At 68.6% G+C, this 16,854-nt stretch carries 19 protein-coding genes; 11 read left to right on the top strand and 8 right to left on the bottom strand.

Annotated elements, in window-relative coordinates; all coding sequences use genetic code 11:
- Positions 1-3: 3 nt before the first annotated feature.
- The 5 genes from ACW11F_RS05865 to ACW11F_RS05845 all read left to right on the top strand — a co-directional run bounded on the left by ACW11F_RS05865 (position 4) and on the right by ACW11F_RS05845 (position 5,812).
- A complete protein-coding gene (locus ACW11F_RS05865) occupies positions 4-897 on the top strand; it encodes an RDD family protein (RefSeq protein WP_456995981.1) in 894 nt (297 codons plus the stop codon).
- Positions 898-1,030: 133 nt separating this feature from the next.
- Positions 1,031-3,544 carry a DNA topoisomerase I gene (locus ACW11F_RS05860; RefSeq protein WP_456995980.1) on the top strand — a complete coding sequence of 838 codons (2,514 nt, stop codon included), beginning with the start codon at positions 1,031-1,033 and terminating at the stop codon, positions 3,542-3,544.
- 247 nt (positions 3,545-3,791) lie between these two features.
- Positions 3,792-4,355 carry an L-threonylcarbamoyladenylate synthase gene (locus ACW11F_RS05855; protein ID WP_456996548.1) on the top strand — a complete coding sequence of 188 codons (564 nt, stop codon included), beginning with the start codon at positions 3,792-3,794 and terminating at the stop codon, positions 4,353-4,355.
- 63 nt (positions 4,356-4,418) lie between these two features.
- Positions 4,419-5,165, top strand: coding sequence for a hypothetical protein (locus ACW11F_RS05850; RefSeq protein ID WP_456995979.1), 747 nt, complete (start codon positions 4,419-4,421; stop codon positions 5,163-5,165).
- A gap of 8 nt (positions 5,166-5,173) precedes the next feature.
- A complete protein-coding gene (locus ACW11F_RS05845) occupies positions 5,174-5,812 on the top strand; it encodes a DUF4124 domain-containing protein (RefSeq protein ID WP_456995978.1) in 639 nt (212 codons plus the stop codon).
- Positions 5,813-5,817: 5 nt separating this feature from the next.
- On the opposite strand, the gene ACW11F_RS05840 is transcribed toward ACW11F_RS05845, so the two are convergent.
- The 3 genes from ACW11F_RS05840 to ACW11F_RS05830 all read right to left on the bottom strand — a co-directional run bounded on the left by ACW11F_RS05840 (position 5,818) and on the right by ACW11F_RS05830 (position 7,655).
- Positions 5,818-6,237 carry a VanZ family protein gene (locus ACW11F_RS05840; protein ID WP_456995977.1) on the bottom strand — a complete coding sequence of 140 codons (420 nt, stop codon included), beginning with the start codon at positions 6,235-6,237 and terminating at the stop codon, positions 5,818-5,820.
- Between the two features lie 5 nt (positions 6,238-6,242).
- Positions 6,243-7,433: a class I SAM-dependent methyltransferase gene (locus ACW11F_RS05835; protein WP_456995976.1), complete on the bottom strand. Its 1,191-nt coding sequence runs from the start codon at positions 7,431-7,433 to the stop codon at positions 6,243-6,245.
- 72 nt (positions 7,434-7,505) lie between these two features.
- Entirely contained in the window at positions 7,506-7,655 is a 150-nt protein-coding gene (locus ACW11F_RS05830) for a hypothetical protein (protein WP_456995975.1), read from the bottom strand.
- Positions 7,656-7,785: 130 nt separating this feature from the next.
- Here ACW11F_RS05830 and ACW11F_RS05825 point away from each other — a divergent pair, with 130 nt between their 5' ends.
- Entirely contained in the window at positions 7,786-8,523 is a 738-nt protein-coding gene (locus ACW11F_RS05825) for a pteridine reductase (RefSeq protein ID WP_456995974.1), read from the top strand.
- A 12-nt stretch (positions 8,524-8,535) separates the two neighbouring features.
- Here the strand turns inward: ACW11F_RS05825 and ACW11F_RS05820 are convergent, their stop codons facing one another.
- From ACW11F_RS05820 to tsaD, 5 genes are all read right to left on the bottom strand, one after another.
- Positions 8,536-8,913, bottom strand: a complete 378-nt coding sequence (locus tag ACW11F_RS05820; protein WP_456995973.1) for a 2-amino-4-hydroxy-6-hydroxymethyldihydropteridine diphosphokinase — start codon at positions 8,911-8,913, stop codon at positions 8,536-8,538.
- On the bottom strand, positions 8,913-9,368 hold the full coding sequence (locus tag ACW11F_RS05815; RefSeq protein WP_456995972.1) for a hypothetical protein: 456 nt from the start codon (positions 9,366-9,368) through the stop codon (positions 8,913-8,915). The genes ACW11F_RS05820 and ACW11F_RS05815 overlap by 1 nt, the downstream gene beginning before the upstream one ends.
- Positions 9,365-9,733, bottom strand: a complete 369-nt coding sequence (folB, locus tag ACW11F_RS05810) for a dihydroneopterin aldolase (protein WP_456995971.1) — start codon at positions 9,731-9,733, stop codon at positions 9,365-9,367. The genes ACW11F_RS05815 and folB overlap by 4 nt, the downstream gene beginning before the upstream one ends.
- A complete protein-coding gene (locus ACW11F_RS05805) occupies positions 9,730-10,998 on the bottom strand; it encodes a mechanosensitive ion channel family protein (RefSeq protein ID WP_456995970.1) in 1,269 nt (422 codons plus the stop codon). Before ACW11F_RS05805 ends, folB begins: the two co-directional genes overlap by 4 nt.
- A 70-nt stretch (positions 10,999-11,068) precedes the next feature.
- Positions 11,069-12,082, bottom strand: a complete 1,014-nt coding sequence (gene tsaD / locus ACW11F_RS05800; RefSeq protein WP_456995969.1) for a tRNA (adenosine(37)-N6)-threonylcarbamoyltransferase complex transferase subunit TsaD — start codon at positions 12,080-12,082, stop codon at positions 11,069-11,071.
- A gap of 122 nt (positions 12,083-12,204) precedes the next feature.
- On the opposite strand from tsaD, the gene rpsU reads away from it, so the two are divergent.
- From rpsU to ACW11F_RS05775, 5 genes are all read left to right on the top strand, one after another.
- The gene (gene rpsU / locus ACW11F_RS05795; RefSeq protein ID WP_456995968.1) at positions 12,205-12,420 is read left to right on the top strand and encodes a 30S ribosomal protein S21; all 216 of its coding nucleotides are present in this window, start codon (positions 12,205-12,207) and stop codon (positions 12,418-12,420) included.
- Between the two features lie 129 nt (positions 12,421-12,549).
- Positions 12,550-12,996 (top strand): GatB/YqeY domain-containing protein, encoded by a 447-nt coding sequence (locus tag ACW11F_RS05790; protein ID WP_456995967.1) that lies wholly within the window; start codon positions 12,550-12,552, stop codon positions 12,994-12,996.
- Between the two features lie 104 nt (positions 12,997-13,100).
- Complete coding sequence (locus tag ACW11F_RS05785; protein WP_456996546.1) at positions 13,101-14,009, top strand: YihY/virulence factor BrkB family protein; 909 nt, start codon at positions 13,101-13,103, stop codon at positions 14,007-14,009.
- 33 nt (positions 14,010-14,042) lie between these two features.
- Positions 14,043-15,782, top strand: a complete 1,740-nt coding sequence (dnaG, locus tag ACW11F_RS05780) for a DNA primase (RefSeq protein ID WP_456995966.1) — start codon at positions 14,043-14,045, stop codon at positions 15,780-15,782.
- A gap of 54 nt (positions 15,783-15,836) precedes the next feature.
- Positions 15,837-16,853 carry a YeiH family protein gene (locus ACW11F_RS05775; RefSeq protein ID WP_456995965.1) on the top strand — a complete coding sequence of 339 codons (1,017 nt, stop codon included), beginning with the start codon at positions 15,837-15,839 and terminating at the stop codon, positions 16,851-16,853.
- The last annotated feature ends 1 nt before the right edge of the window (position 16,854 follow it).

Below are 16,854 nucleotides of genomic sequence, written 5' to 3'. Positions count from 1 at the left end.
GACATGAGTGACGCGCAAACGCCCTCCTCGCCCACCCTGTACCAGTGGTTCTACGTGGACGCCGCCCGCCAGCAACAGGGGCCGCTGAACATGATCGGACTGCAGGCGCTGCTCGCTGCCGGCCAGCTGCATCCGGGCAGCCTGGTGTGGCGCGACGGCATGGAGCAGTGGCAGGCGATCGGCAGCCTGGACGAGTTCATCGCGCTGTCGACGACTGCCACACCGCCGCAACTGCAACCGGACCCGCTGCCCGCGCATGCCTCGATCATGCCGCCCGGCGCGGCGATCGATCGCGATGACATCGTCTACGCCGGCTTCTGGCGCCGCGCGGCGGCCTGGTGGCTCGACTCGATGCTGCTCTCGCTGCTGTCCTACATCCTGATGTTCTTCGTGTTCATGCTGCTTGGCATCGGCGGCAGCATGTTCGAGCTGCAGGACCCTGATGCGATCACCGCCGCCTTGATGCCGTCAATGCTCGGCACCAGCCTGCTGATGCTGTTCGTGCAGGCGGCCTACTTCGCGTGGATGCATTCGCGCCCGGGGCAGGCCACGCTGGGCAAGATGGCGGTCGGCATCAAGGCAACACTCGCCGATGGCGGGCAAATGAGCTTCTGGCGCGGTTTCGGGCGCTACTTCGCCCTCATCCTGGGCTGCCTCCCGCTGTATCTGGGCGTGTTGATTGCCGGTTTCACCGAGCGCAAGCGCGCGCTGCACGACATGCTCTGCGACACCGTGGTGGTCGACCGCTGGGCGTTCACCAATCAGCCGCAGCGGCAGAAGCGCGGTCTGGACGCGGTGACCATCACCCTCCTGGTGCTGTTCGGGCTGTTCGGCCTGCTGATGACCGGCCTGATGGTGCTGGTGATCGCCGCGGCCGCCGGCAACTGGAGCACCTGACCCGCCGCGCGGCTTGACAGCCGTGGCGGATGATGATTCCACTAATATGAATGTGCAGGACGCCCGGGCCGCCCCCGGGCGTCGGTTTCTGTACCCTCCCCTGTTCGCGGCAGCGCCGCATGGAACGCGCACGATGTCCAAGCACCTCCTCATCGTCGAATCGCCGGCCAAGGCCCGGACGATCAACAAATACCTCGGCAAGGACTTCACCGTGCTGGCCAGCTACGGCCATGTGCGCGACCTGGTGCCGAAGGAAGGCGCGGTGGATCCCGAGCACGGCTTCCGCATGCGCTACGACCTGATCGAGAAGAACGAGAAGCATGTCGGCGCGATCGCCCGTGCGGCCAAGACCGCCGACGAGATCTACCTCGCCACCGACCCGGACCGCGAGGGTGAGGCGATCAGCTGGCACATCGCCGAGATCCTCGCCGAGCGCGGCCTGCTCAAGGACAAGCCCCTGCACCGCGTGGTGTTCACCGAGATCACGCCCCGTGCGATCCGCGAGGCGATGGCCAACCCGCGGACGATTTCCAGCGACCTGGTGGATGCGCAGCAGGCGCGTCGCGCGCTGGATTACCTGGTCGGCTTCAATCTCTCGCCGGTGCTGTGGCGCAAGGTGCAGCGCGGGCTCTCCGCCGGCCGCGTGCAGTCGCCGGCACTGCGCATGATCGTCGAGCGCGAGGAAGAGATCGAAGCCTTCAAGGCGCGCGAATACTGGAGCATCGAAGCGGCCTGCGCGCACCCCTCGCAACACTTCAGCGCGAAGCTGGTGAAGCTCGACGGCCGCAAGTTCGAGCAGTTCACCATCACCGACGGCGATGCCGCCGAAGCCGCGCGCGAACGCATTACCTCCGCCGCGCAGGGCCGGCTGCACGTCACCGACGTGACCAGCAAGGAGCGCAAGCGCCGCCCGGCGCCGCCGTTCACCACCTCCACGCTGCAGCAGGAGGCCGCGCGCAAGCTCGGTTTCACCACGCGCAAGACCATGCAGGTGGCGCAGAAACTGTACGAGGGCATTGCCCTGGGCGAGGAAGGCACGGTCGGCCTGATCAGCTACATGCGTACCGACTCGGTGACCCTGTCGCAGGACGCACTGGGCGAGATCCGCGACGTGATCGCGCGCGATTACGGCACCGCCTCGTTGCCGGACAAGCCCAACATCTACACCACGCGCTCGAAGAACGCGCAGGAAGCACACGAGGCGGTGCGCCCGACCTCGGCCCTGCGCACCCCGGCGCAGGTCGCACGCTTCCTCGGCGACGACGAGCGCCGCCTGTACGAGCTGATCTGGAAGCGCGCGGTCGCCAGCCAGATGGTTCCGGCCACGCTCAACACCCTCAGCGTGGAGTTGGCCGCCGGCAGCGAGCACGCCTTCCGCGCCACCGGCACCACCGTGGTGTTCCCCGGCTTCCTCGCGGTGTACGAGGAGGGCAAGGACCAGAAGGGCGCCGACGATGATGACGAAGGCCGCAAGCTGCCGGCGATGAAGCCGGGCGAGAACGTGCCGCTGGATCGCGTCGATGCCAGCCAGCACTTCACCCAGCCGCCGCCGCGCTTCACCGAAGCCTCGCTGGTCAAGGCGCTGGAGGAATACGGCATCGGCCGGCCTTCGACCTACGCCTCGATCATCCAGACCCTGCTGTTCCGCAAGTACGTCGAACTGGAAGGCCGCGCCTTCCGCCCCACCGACGTCGGCCGCGCGGTGTCCAAGTTCCTGTCCTCGCACTTCACCCGCTACGTCGATTACGACTTCACCGCGAACATGGAGGACGAGCTGGACGCGATCAGCCGCGGCGAGGAGGACTGGATCCCGCTGATGGAGAAGTTCTGGGGCCCGTTCAAGCAACTGGTCGATGACAAGACCGAAAGCCTGGACCGCACCGATGCCGGCAGCGCCCGCGAACTGGGCACCGACCCGGCCAGCGGCAAGCCGGTCAGCGCGCGCATCGGCCGCTACGGACCGATGGTGCAGATCGGCACCGTCGAGGACGAGGAAAAGCCGCGCTTCGCCTCGCTGCAGCCGGGCATGAGCATCTATTCGATCACCCTGGAGCAGGCGCTGAAGCTGTTCGAAATGCCGCGCAAGCTGGGGCAGTCCAATGGCGAGGAAGTCAGCGTCGGCATCGGCCGCTTCGGCCCGTTCGCCAAGCGCGGCAGCACCTACGCCAGCCTGAAGAAGGAAGACGACCCCTACACCATCGATTTCGAGCGCGCGGTGGCGCTGATCGAGGAAAAGGAGGAGATCGCGCGCAATCGCATCATCCTGCAGTGGGAAGGCTCCGACGTGCAGGTGCTGAACGGCCGCTTCGGCCCGTACATCTCCGATGGCGCGATGAACGGCAAGATCCCCAAGGACCGCGACCCGAAGACGCTGACGCTGGAGGAAGCCACGCAACTGCTGGCCGAAACCGGCAAGCCGGTGCGCAAGGGCTGGGGCAAGAAGGCCGCGACCAAGAAGGTGGCGGCAAAGAAGGCACCGGCGAAAAAGGCGGCTGCAAAGAAGGTCGCGAAGAAAGCTGCCACCAAGAAGGCAACCAAGAAGGCTGCGGCAAAGAAGACCGCAGCGAAGAAGGCGAGCAAAAAGGCCGCGGCGAAAAAGGTCGTGAGCGACACGGCCAGTTCGGCCGACGATGACGCACCGTTCTGAAGCCGCCGGAACCGGCAAGGCGCATCGCCTTGTGCCGGGCACGGCGGTGGTGTGGAACGCAGCGCGCTGGCAGGCCGGCGCGGAGGATGCGCAGGGCCGCGGCTACGGCGTCGGTCGCGTGCTGGCATCGCCCGCCGATGCCGCCGACGATGTCCCCGTGCAATGGCCTTGCGGCCGCTGGCGGCACGCCCGCGATCACCTGCTGCCACTGGATACGGATGCGGACAATGCCCGGCAGCAGCGGCGGATGCCGGCGGCCATCGCCGCCAGCGCGCTGCGCCGCGGCGCAGTCATCGCCTATCCCACCGAAGGCGTGTGGGGACTGGGCTGCGATCCGTCGGACCGCGACGCGGTGCTGCGTCTGCTCGACATCAAGCAGCGCGACCCGGCCAAGGGCCTGATCCTGATTGCCGCAGCGCGGGCGCAGCTCGACCCCTTCGTCGATTTCGACGCGCTGCCCGCCAGCCGCATGGCCGCGCTCGACGCCAGTTGGCCCGGCCCGCATACCTGGATCGTGCCGGCACGCGCCGGCGTCGGCAGCGAACTGCGCGGCGCACATGCCGGCCTCGCGGTGCGCGTCAGCGCGCATGCGGAGGTCATCGCCCTGTGCACTGCCTTCGGCGGCGCGCTGGTATCGACCAGCGCCAACCGCGCCGGACGGCCGGCCGCGGCTCGCCATGGCGAACTCGATGGGCAACTGCTGGCGCGCATCGATGGTGTCCTGGAAGGCGAAACCGGCGGCGCCCACGGCCCCAGCAGCATCCGCGACGCGCGCAGCGGCCGCCTGCTGCGTGCCGCGGCCGGTGGATGAATCGCCGCCAACCCGAGCCACCCCCCGCTTTCCCCGCCCGGGCGCAGCGGCGATGATGATCCCATGCGCCTGCTGTTGCTGCCCTTGTTGCTGCTCGCATGGCCAACGCCGGGACATGGCCTGTCGCGCGACGATGTGCACATCTACCGCTGCACCGATGCACGCGGCCAATTGACCCTGCGCGATACCCCTTGCCTGCCCGGCGAGAAGCAGCAGAGCGAAACCCGCTTGCGTCCGCGCGACCCCGCGCCACGCGCCGTTTCGCCGCCCGCCACGCCTGCAACGGCGGCCGACGCACCGCGCCCGATCGTGCACTACGTGCTGCAGGCGCCGCCGCGCACCCTGTACCAGTGCCAGGCCCCGGATGGCAGCCGTTACCTCAGCGAATCGCCGCAGGGTCGCCAGCGTTGGCAATCACTGTGGGCGAGCTGGCCGGCCACCGGCCCGCTGCCGCGTCCTCCGTACTATCCCCCGATACGCATCGCGGGTGCCGCCGCCCAGGCGGGCTACAGCGGTCGTCATGGTCACATCGGCATTGCCGGTGGCAGCCACACGCTCTCCACCCGCCGCGAGGTCGGCGTATACGGCCCTGGCGCCTCCGCTCAGCTGCATCGCACGGTGCCGGTCGGCGGCATGTGGGTGGCCGATGTCTGCAACGCACTGCCGGCGGCCGAAGCCTGCGCCGAACTGTCCGCGCAGCGGGCCGAGCTCAGCCGCCGCTTCGTGCACGCCATGCCGAGCGAGCGAGCGCAGATCGAACGCGACACCGCAGTGATCGATGAACACATGGCGCAGGCATGCAGGCGATGAGACATGCGATGGCAAAAACCGGCCTGATTCTCGGCCTGATGCTGCTGACACCCGGCCCGGTGCATGGCGAGCCGCCGCTGCGCATCTACCGCTGCACCGATGCGGCGGGCAATGTCACCCTGCAGAACGACCGCCCCTGCGCCAAGGGCCAGCGACAGGAGCTGCGCACCATGCAGGCACCGGCACCGGCCGCACCGATGCCGCCACCGCCACCCGACCCGTATCCCGCGGCCGCTCCCGCAGCGGCACCGCCGACTGCGCCGCCTGTCGCCCCGGCGCGCGCACCTGCACCACCGCCATTGCTGCCGCCACCGCCGCTGCACCGCTGCCATGTGCAGGGCGGCAACAGCTACCTGAGCGAGGATGGCGAACCGCCGGCGCGCTGCATCCCGCTGGCGGTGGGCGGCATCGACGGCAGCCGCAGCAACCGGAGCGGCGCCGAAGCCTGCCAGATGCGCCGCGACCATTGCGAGCGCATCCCCGACGAGGACCTGTGCCCGGCCTGGCGGCAGTACGACCTGCAGGCCGAATCACTGGTCGCCCTCAACAATCCGGACCTGGCCGAGCGCGCGCGGGCGATGCATGCACGCAGCCGTCAGGTGATGACCGCGACTACCTGCGCCGACATCGACACCGCGTCGCCCTGAGCGGCTCACCCGCGCCGGCCACCCTCCAGCCGCAACAGGATGTCGCGCAAGGGCGTGAAGCCGGTGGCCAAGCCCGCCAGCACGCCGATGACATTGGCCAGCGCATCGCCGCGATCCGGGCTGCGCCCGAGCGACATCCAGCCTTGCAGCCATTCCAGCCCGATCCCGCACAGCATGAGTGCCAGCGCCACCATGACCCAGGCACGGAGCCGCGCATGCAGCTGCACCGCACCGGCCATCAGCCCGAAATAGCCGAGGAAGTGCAGCAGCTTGTCATGCGCCAAGGGCGGGCCGGGCAGATTGCCCGCGGGCAGCAACGACGCCGCCACCACCGCAGCCAATGCCAGCATCCACAGGCCGGCCCACAGCCGTGGCCAACGGAAGGGTTTGAGCGAGCGGCCGATGCGGCGGCGTTGCCGCGGCACGCGGCTCACAGCCGCCAGCTCAGGTCACCGACGAGGAAAGCGTGCTCCAGGCTGGCCTCGCGCTCGAAGCCCATCACCCCGAAGCGCTCACCCATCGCCTCGGGCAGCAGCAGTTGCTTGGCCTGATGGCGCAGTCGCAGCGCGGCTTTTTCATCCGCTGCGGCCTGCAGCGCCGCCTCCAGCTGCGCATCGATGCCGTTGCCGAGCAGGAACGATGCCTGGCTGGTGTAACCGGCCAGATCGAAGCCGGCGCCGACCCCGGCTTCGGCCAGGGCAGTGAAATCGACCGAAGCAGTGATGTCCTGCAGGCCCGGCCAGGCCATCACGTCGGCGACCACGTGGTGGCGGCGGAAGGCGCGCAGGGTGCCCTCGGCGCGCCACGCGGCGTAGAACTCGCCTCGCGGATAGCCGTAATCGACGAACAGCAGCGCACCGCGTTGCAGGCGACCGATCACCGCCTGCACCCAGTACGGCAGCTGCGGCAGCAATTCGGAGCGGAAGCCGGTGGCGAACGGGGCATCCAGTTCCGACTCGACGTGGCGCACCGCCGCAGTCAGCAACGCATCGGCGGCCCGCTCGACGATCTCGAAGCCGCCGTCGGCCGATGCGGCGACGTATTCCTCGCCGACCATGCCGCCTTCGCCGATCACGAAGCGCGAAGTCGGCAGTGCATCCAGCACTTCATTGGCGAATACCACGCCTTCCCATTCCGCCTCGATCGGTCCATCCAGCCATGCCACGCGCTCGAACACGGCTGCAGGCAGGCGCTCGCGCAGGCGAGCCTGCTGGCGCTGGCGCAGGTCGGCGCTGGGTTCGAGGATGGCATAACGCGCCGGCAATGCGTCGCTGCGTGCCAGCTGCTGCAGCGCGTCCTCGGCGAACGCGCCGCTGCCGCCACCGATTTCCATGAATTGCGCCGCCTCGCCAAGCCGGCGCAGCACCGGGGTCAGCGCCTCGGCCACGCAACCGGCAAATAGCGGGCCCAGTTCCGGTGCGGTGATGAAGTCCCCGGCGCGACCGAACTTGGTCGCCCCGGCGCTGTAATAGCCCAGACCCGGCGCATACAGCGCCAGCTCCATGAAACGGGAAAACGGGATCGCCCCGCCCTCGGCGGTGATCTCTCGCGTGATCAATGCAGCCAGCCGCGCGCTGTGCGCGCGTGCATCGGCATCGGGGGGCGGCAGCGACTCACTCATCGGCACACGAACACGGACGCGGGATGCGCCAGCATACCCGCGTCCGGCCCCCCGACCGCATGTGACGACGCGTCAATCCTTCGCGTCGCCGCCTTCCTCCTCGCGCATCCGCTTGCGGATGAACGAGCGCACCACGAATGGCATCACCAGCATGATGACCATGCCGATGATGGTCATCCAGCCCACCGGCTTCTGCAGCATTTCAACCCATATCGGATGCATGGCAAGACCCTCCCGTTGCTTGCGTCATCATGGCCCGGCGGGCCGCCGCTGTCTTGACTATGGTCAAAAAACGCGCAGCTGTCGACAGGCACTGCGGTAGCATCGAGGCGATCTCCAGCCAAGGCCCGCCATGCCCGCCAATCCACCCGTCGCCCTGGTCACCGGCGCCGCCAAGCGCATCGGCGCCTGCATCGCGCGGCGCCTGCATCGCGACGGCCACGACCTGGTGCTGCACTACCGCAGCTCGGGCGAGGCGATGCAGGCACTCGTGGCCGAGCTGGAGCAGCAGCGCCCCGGCAGCACCCTGGCGGTGGCCGCCGACCTCGCCGATGTCACCGCGCTGCCGGGCCTGGTCGCGGCCGCGGTCGAGCGCTTCGGCCGCCTCGACGTGCTGGTCAACAATGCCTCCAGCTACTACGCCACACCGCTGGGCGAAGCCACCCCGGCGCAGTGGGACGACCTGTTCGCCACCAATGCGCGCGCGCCGTTCTTCCTCGCCCAGGCGGCGGCGCCGCACCTGCGCCGAGCCGGCGGCGCAATCGTCAACATCGTCGACATCTATGCCGAACGGCCGCTGCCGGGACACCCGGTGTACTGCATGGCCAAGGCCGCGCTGGCGATGATGACGCGCGCGCTGGCGGTCGAGCTGGGGCCGCAGGTACGCGTCAACGGCATTGCTCCGGGCAACATCCTGTGGTCGGAAAACCCTGTCAAGGCGGAGACGCTGGCCACGGTCGAGGCGCGCACCACGTTGCGCCGGCAGGGCACGCCCGAAGACATCGCGCAGGCGGTGTCGCAACTCATCGCCAGCGGCTACGTGAGCGGGCAGATCCTGGCGGTGGATGGCGGCCGCAGCCTGTTCATCTGAAGCGCCGCGCGTTCAGTCGCGACGGATGCCGAGCGCAGCCAGCAGCGGCGCCGCATACGTCGCCTCCAGATCGTCCGGCTTGAACACTTCGCTCACCCGCCGCGCGTCCAGCCGCGCGACGAGGTCGATGTCGAGCACGCAGCACGCTGAGCTGCGATCGCGACCTGCTTCCCGCTCGATGTCGCGCAAGGCCTGGCGCAGCGCCTCCGGCGCGGCATCGCTTTCGATGATCGCGCCGGCATTGAGGTAACGCGCCGCGGTGCGCGCGTCGCGGGTCGGGTACGGGCCGGCACACTCGATCACATGGCAGGTCGTCGCCAGACGACGCGCCGCCAGCCGCAGGGCATGGGCGCGGCGATGGTTGCTGCCGAGCAACAGCAGGTAACGCATCACCCGGCGGCGGCGGGCAGCTCGGCGCGGATTTCCGCGCACAGCCGTGCGAACGGCGGAAAATAGGCGCCGGACTGGGTGGCACGGAAGGTGTCGTCGTCACGCAACAGGTTGCGCAGCACCACCCGGCAATTGTCGATGACCTGCGCGCCATCGGGCAGCAGGCCGGCATGCGCCGCGATGAAGTCGCTGACCACCGGATTCAGCGCCATGTAGATGATCCAGCGCTTGCGCCGCGCCTCCTCGTCACCCTCGGCATCCGGGTGGAACAGGGCATCGGCGATGCGCAGATTGTGTGCATCCGCCAGCACCGACTGATCCACCTGCATCCACGCATCGCGCACCGCGCGCAGCGATTCGATGGCCACGGTCTTGCGCGTGTAGTGATAGACCGCCGCCGACAGCGCCAGCGACGACAACGCAATCAGGATCTGTGCAAACGTGTCCCAGCTCATGTCGTGCTCCCCTCACGGCGGATCTCGATGCCGACGTCAGCGCAGCCCAGCGCCTGCGCCGCCAGCGGCTTGTGCACGCGCAGGCGCACCGCACGCGCGGGAAACTCGGTGCGCAGCATGGCGGCCAATCCATGCAGCAGCGCCTCCAGCAGCTCGAAGCGGGTATCGGCCACCCATTCGCGCACCCGCGTGGCGACGGCGGCGTAATCGATGGCATCGGCCAGCGCATCGCTCTCACCGGCAGCGCCCAGATCGCAATCGAACTCGATGTCGAGCCGCAGCGGCTGCGGCGCAGCGCGCTCCTCGCGGTAATGCCCGATCAGCACCTCCAGCGCAAGACCATGCAGGAACACCCGATCGCTCATGCATCACCCCGTCGCTCGTCGGCCAGGCCGAGTGCGAGGCGGCCGATGTCGCCACCGGAGGGCGACTGGAACACGCGCAGGCCGAACTCCGGCAGGATCGCCAGCAGATGGTCGAAGATGTCCGACTGCAGGTTCTCGTACTCGGCCCAGCGGGTATCGGCACTGAAACAGTAGATTTCCAGCGGAATGCCGTTGGCATCGGGCTGCAACTGGCGCACCAGCAGGGTCATGCCCTGGTGCACCTTCGGATGCGCACGCAGGTAGTTCTCCACGTACATGCGGAAGGTGCCGAGGTTGGTGAAACGGCGGGTGTTCACCGGCTCGGCGGCATCGTCCTTGAGTGCGGCGTTCCAGTCGCGCAGCTCGACCTCCTTGCGGCCCAGATAATCGCGCAGCAGGGCGATGCGCTGCAGGCGCGCGATCTGCTCCTCGTCGAGGAAGGCGACGCTGCCCTGATCGATGTGCAGCGCGCGCTTGATGCGACGCCCGCCCGCCTCGCTCATGCCGCGCCAGTTCTTGAACGAATCGCTGATCAGCTTCTTGGTCGGAATGGTGGTGACGGTCTTGTCCCAGTTCTGCACCGTGACCGTATGCAGGGCGATGTCGATGACGTCACCGTCGGCATTCTGTTCCGGCATCTCGATCCAGTCGCCCACGCGCACGCGACCATCGTTGCTGATCTGCACGCTGGCGACCAGCGACAGGATGGTGTCCTGGAAGATCAGCATCAGCACCGCGGTCATCGCGCCCAGGCCGGTGATCAGGTGCAGGAAGCGCGCGCCGATCACGGTCGCCACCACCGACAGCCCGACCGCCACGAACATCACGATCTTGATGACCTGGATGTAGCCCTTGATCGGCCGGTTGCGCGCATTGGGCCGGCGCTCGTAGCCCTCGTTGACCAGATCCAGCGCACGCGAGATGGCCAGCGCCACGGTGACCAGGATGAAGGACTGGCACAGTGCGCGGGTGATGGTGACGAAGCCTTGCGGCAGGTCCGGCAACTGGGTCACGCCGAGGTAGACCACCAGCGCCGGTACCACGTTGGCCAGACGCGGTATGACCCGCAGCCGCATCTTGCCATCGTGCACATCGTGTCGCCACGGGCTGGCGGCGAGCAGGCGCTTCACGCCGCGCAGCAGCACGTGCTTGGTGATGAAGTTGGCGAGCCAGGCGGCCAGCAACAGGCCGCAGGCGGCCAGCGCGGTCCACGCCCACGGATAGGGCGAGAGCACGTCGCTGAGGCGGTCGATGAGCGCATTCATTGGCCGCATGTTAATCGCCATCGCCAGCGGCAGCATGACTTGCGGCTGGCCGGCGCACGCGCGCAGGCGCTCAAAGTGCGGGCAGGCTCGCCATGTCCCAGCGCGGGCGCACCTCCACGCCGAGCCCGCCATGCTGGCCCGCAGCCAGGCGCAGCGCCCCGGCAAACGCGATCATCGCGCCGTTGTCGGTGCACAGCGCCGGCGGCGGGAACACCACCCGGCCGCCGCGTTGCGCGGTCATCTGCGCAAGCCGCTCGCGCAGGCGGCGATTGGCACCGACGCCGCCGGCCACCACCAGCACGTCACTGCCGCTGGCGTCCAGCGCGCGCTCGCACTTGATCGCCAGCGTGTCCACCACCGCGTCCTCGAAGCCACGCGCGATGTCGGCGCGCACCGCATCGGACTGGTCGCTGGCACGCCACGCCATCAGCACCTGGGTTTTCAGCCCGCTGAAGCTGAAGTCCAGACCGGGCCGGTCGGTCATCGGTCGCGCAAAACGGAATGCGCCGGGCCGGCCCTGTTCGGCCAACGCGGCCAGCTGCGGCCCGCCCGGGTACGGCAGGCCCATCAGCTTGGCGGTCTTGTCGAACGCCTCGCCGGCGGCATCGTCCAGGGTTTCGCCGAGCAGGCGGTATTCGCCGATCGCCTGCACGTGCACCAGTTGCGTATGTCCGCCGGACACCAGCAGGGCGACGAAGGGCGGCTCGGGAGCGTCCTCGGCCATCAGCGGCGCCAGCAGGTGGCCTTCCATGTGGTGGATGCCCAGCGCCGGCACATCCAGGCCCCAGGCCAGTGCGCGCGCCGTGGCGGCGCCGACCAGCAGCGCACCGACCAGCCCCGGCCCGGCGGTATAGGCCACGCCATCGAGGTCCCGCAGTTCGATGCCGGCCTCGCCCAGGGTCTGCCGCAGCAGTGGCAGCAGCTTGCGCACGTGGTCGCGGCTGGCGAGTTCGGGCACCACGCCGCCATATTCGGCATGCAGCGCGATCTGGCTGTAAACCGCATGCGCCAGCAAACCGGCCTCGCGGTCGTATACCGCCACGCCGGTTTCATCGCACGAGGTTTCGATGCCGAGGACTTTCACTTGCGGTCGGAATGCCTGGGGAGGGCGAAGGCGGCGCCATGGCTTGCAGCGCGCCACCGATGCCGGTTATCATACGCGGCTCGCCCGGTCCGCGTGGCCGGAATCCACCATCCGAGATACTTATGCCCAGCGTCAAAGTCCGCGAAAACGAGCCGTTCGAGTTTGCCCTGCGCCGCTTCAAGCGCACCTGCGAGAAGGCCGGCATCCTGGCCGAAACTCGCAAGCGCGAGTTCTACGAGAAGCCCACGCAGGAGCGCAAGCGCAAGGCGGCGGCGGCGGTGAAGCGTCAGGCGCGTCGTACCGCGCGCGACATCACCAAGCGCCAGCGCCTGTATTGATTCCGTGGCGCGCGCCATCGCGCGCCGCCCGCGTGTCCCGGAAGCCGGCCCTTGCGCCGGCTTTTCGTGTTCGCGCCGATTGACGATTTGCTTGCCCGCCCTGCCATGCCGGCACCCAGGAGAACCCCGATGTCCCTCAAGACCCGCCTCACCGAAGACATGAAGACCGCGATGAAGTCCGGCGACAAGGACAGCCTCGGCACCATCCGCATGATCAATGCCGCGATCAAGCAGCGCGAGGTGGACGAGCGCATCGAACTGGACGACGCCCAGGTGCTGGCGGTGCTGGAAAAGATGCTCAAGCAGCGCCGTGACTCGCTGGGCCAGTACGAAGCGGCCAAGCGCGAGGACTTGGCCGTGGTGGAGCGCGCCGAAATCGCGGTGATCCAGCGCTACCTGCCCGAACAGTTGGGCGAAGCCGAAATCCTGGCGGCGGTCGATGCCGCCATCGCCGCCACCGGTGCCAGCGGCCCGGCCGACATGGGCAAGCTGATGGGCGTGCTGAAGCCGCAACTGGCCGGCAAGGCCGACATGGGCCTGGTTTCGCGGCTGGTCAAACAACGCCTCGCCGGCTGAGCCGGGCCCACATCGGCTGCACGCGGTGCGTTGCACACTGCTGCGGCATGAGCACGCCACACCAGAAAGACACCAAACCCGCGACTCCGGGCGACACCGATCCGATGCTGGCGCGGCTGGACCCGACCTGCCCGGAATCGATCACCGAAGCCGACGGTGCACCGCCGCCGGCGCCGGTCAAGGCCAAGATTCGCCGCGCCAGCTTCGGCGGACTGCCGATGGCACTGCTGCGTCGTTTCCTGGATGCCGAAGTGATCACCCAGGCGGCCGCGCTGGCGTTCTATGCGGTGCTGTCGCTGGCGCCGCTGATGCTGTTGCTGCTGTGGCTGACCGCCTCGATCCCGGGCGCACAGGACGCAGTGGTCGAACAGATCCGGCAACTGGTCGGCCCCGAGGCCGAGACAGTGGCACGCACGGTTATCGCCAATGCGCAGGAGCGACCGGACACCGGCTCGATCGGCGGCTGGTGGAGCATCGCCCTGCTGCTGGTCGGCGCCAGCGCGGTGTTCGCGCAGTTGCAGGACGCACTCAATCGCATCTTCCGCACCGATGCCAGCAGCCTGTCCGGGATCATCGAATGGCTGCGCAAGCGCCTGTTCTCGTTCGGCATCCTGCTGGCGCTGGGCTTCCTGCTGCTGGTGTCGATGACCGTGACCACCGCGCTGGAACTCTTGCTGGGCGGGCTGGACGCACCGCAGCCGATGCTCGCGGCGCTGGCCTCGCTGCTGGTGTACATGGTCGCGTTCGCTTTCATGTACCACTTCCTGCCCGACCGCCGCGTGCGCTGGCGCCTGGCACTGCTCGGCGGCGCCTTCACCGCGGTGCTGTTTGCCCTCGGCCGGCTCGGCATCGCCTGGTACCTGGGCCGCGCGCCCAGCGGCAGCGCCTACGGCGCGATGGGCGCATTGGCGCTGACCATCCTGTGGGTGTATTACGCCTCGATCATCCTGTTCGTCGGTGCGGTGGTCACCGCCACCATCGACGAACGGCTGGGTCGCGCGCGCGCGAACTGAGCCGGCACCGGCCGGCGATGCGACAATCCCGGCATGGCCCGCATCCCCGACGCCTTCATCGATGACCTGCTGGCGCGCACCGACATCGTCGAGGTGGTCGGCGCGCGCGTGCCGCTGAAGAAGCAGGGCCGGGAATATGCCGCCTGCTGCCCGTTCCACGACGAGCGCTCGCCGTCGTTCTTCGTCTCCCCGATCAAGCAGTTCTACCACTGCTTCGGCTGCGGCGCTCATGGCAGCGCGATCAGCTTCCTGATGAACTTCGATCGCCTCGAGTTTCTCGATGCGGTGGACGAACTGGCCAAGCAGGCGGGAATGGAGGTGCCGCGCGAAACCCGCCAGCGCAATGTCAATCCGGACATCGAGCCACTGTTGCAGGCCATGGCCGCCGCACAGGAGTTTTTCCGCGCGCAGCTGGCGGCCAACCCGAGCGCACGCGATTATCTGGCACGGCGCGGCCTGGACGAGGACATCATCCAGCGCTACGGCATCGGCCATGCGCCGGATGGCTTCAGCGGCCTGCGCGATGCCCTGGGCACCGACCCCAGGCGCATGCAGCTGCTGGAGCGCGCCGGACTGCTGTCGAAAAACGACCGCGGCCATGTCTACGACAAGTTCCGCAACCGGATCATGTTCCCGATCCACGACCGCCGCGGCCGGGTGATCGCGTTCGGCGGGCGCGTGATCAACCCGGAGGATGCGCCGAAGTACCTGAACTCGCCGGAGACCCCGCTGTTCCACAAGGGCCGCGAACTGTACGGCCTGTGGCAGGTGCGGCAGGCACTGCCGAAGATCACGCGGCTGATCGTGACCGAAGGCTACATGGACGTGGTCGCACTGGCCCAGCACGGTGTGCACGATGCGGTCGCCACGCTGGGCACCGCGACCACGCCCGAACACGCCGAGCTGCTGTTCCGCAACGCGCCCGATGTGTATTTCTGTTTCGATGGCGATGCCGCCGGCCGCCGCGCCGCGGTGCGCGCGATGGAGTCAGTGCTGCCGCGGATGAAGGATGGCCGCCAGGCGCTGTTCCTGTTCCTGCCCGAGGGCGAAGACCCGGACAGCCTGGTGCGCGGCGAGGGCGTAGCCGGCTTCGAGGCGCGGATGCAGGCAGCCACCCCGCTGTCGCAGTTCTTCTTCGACGAACTTTCCGCGGACGTGCCGCTGCACACACTGGAAGGCAAGGGCCGCCTGGCCGAACGCGCGCGGCCATGGCTGGAGCGCATCCCCGATGGTGCCTTCGCCGACCTGATGCGCGCGCGCCTGACCGAGCTGACCGGCGTCGGCGCGCGCGGCGCGACGCCACATACCCATGTGCCGGTGCAGCGCGTGCGCAGCGCACGCGGCAGCATGGCGGCACCGCGCCGCAGCCTGGTGCGCGGCGCCATCACCCTGCTGCTGCAGCGCCCGGCACTGGGCCTTGAGGCCGCCATCCCCTACGTGTTCGCCGGCCTGCGGCAGCCGGGCGTGCCGCTGCTGACCGAACTGCTGGACGTGGTGCAGATGCGCCCGGACATCTCCACCGCAGGTCTGCTCGAACTGTTCGCCGGGCGCGAAGAGGCTACGGCGATGCACAAGCTGGCCAGCATCGACCTGCCCGGTGATGCGCAAAGCTGGCAGGCGGAGTTCGACGACGTGCTTGCCCAGCTGGAACGGCAGACCCTGCAACAGCGCATCGACGAATTGCAGGCGCGCATCCGCGAGGTCGGCATCTCGGCACTGGCCGAAAGCGAAAAAGACGAGCTGCGCCAGCTGCAGGCGCGGCTGAGCGGCTGAACCCGCGGCGCGCAGGGCGTACCATGCGCGCTTGTTCTCTCAACTCGCCGCCCCATGAGCACCTCCACATCGCCCTGGCCCGCACGCATTCCCGGGCTGTTGTTCGCCGCCGCGATCGGTCTTGCGGCGATGCTGCTGGAGCCGTGGTCGCGGCGCTGGGGCATGAGCGCGCTGCCGCTGGCGATCATCATCGGCATCGTGCTCGGCAACACGGTGTTCGCCCGCGTCGAGCCACGCACCGCGGCGGGCGTGGACTATGCACGCACCATGCTGCTGCGCGCGGGCATCGTGCTGTTCGGCTTCCGCCTCGATTTCAACGACATCATGAGCGTGGGCCTGGCCGGCATCGTCATCGCCTGCCTGATCGTGGCCAGCGTGTTCTTTCTTGCGCTCTGGCTCGGGCGGCTGCTGAAGATGGACGCCGACACCGCGATGCTGATCGGCTCGGGTGCCTCGATCTGCGGTGCGGCCGCGGTGATGGCGAGCGAGCCGGTGATCCGCGCGCAGGCGCACAAGGTGTCGGTGGCGGTGGCCACGGTGGTGGTGTTCGGTACCGTGGGCATGTTCCTGTACCCGTTCCTGAAGACGCCGTTCGGCCTCGACCTGCATGCCTACGGCCTGTACGCCGGCTCGACCATCCACGAAGTGGCACAGGTGGTGGTGGCAGGCGAGGCGGTGGATGCCGAGGCGTCCAAGATCGCGGTCACCGAGAAGATGATCCGGGTGATCCTGCTGACCCCGTTCCTGCTGCTGCTGTCGGCGGCGATGCGTGGGCGCGCCGCCGGCGACGGGCGCAAGGCGAAGATCATCGTGCCGTGGTTCGCGGTGCTGTTCCTGCTGGTCGGCGCGTTCAACTCGCTGCAGCTGGTGCCGCCGACGCTGCACGCGGCGCTCCTGGTATTCGGCACCTTCCTGCTCGCCACCGCGATGGGTGCGCTGGGGCTGCGCACGCAGATCGGCGCGATCCGCCAAGCCGGCATCAAGCCGATGCTGCTGGCCTCGCTGCTGTTCGTCTACCTGATCTTCGGCGGGCTGGCGATCAACCTCGGCGTACTGCGCCTGCTCGGCTGAG

The sequence above is a fragment of the Luteimonas sp. e5 genome, assembly GCF_054031035.1.
Note: the sequence above shows the minus strand (reverse complement) of the source record. Positions and strands in the feature narration are given on the sequence as shown.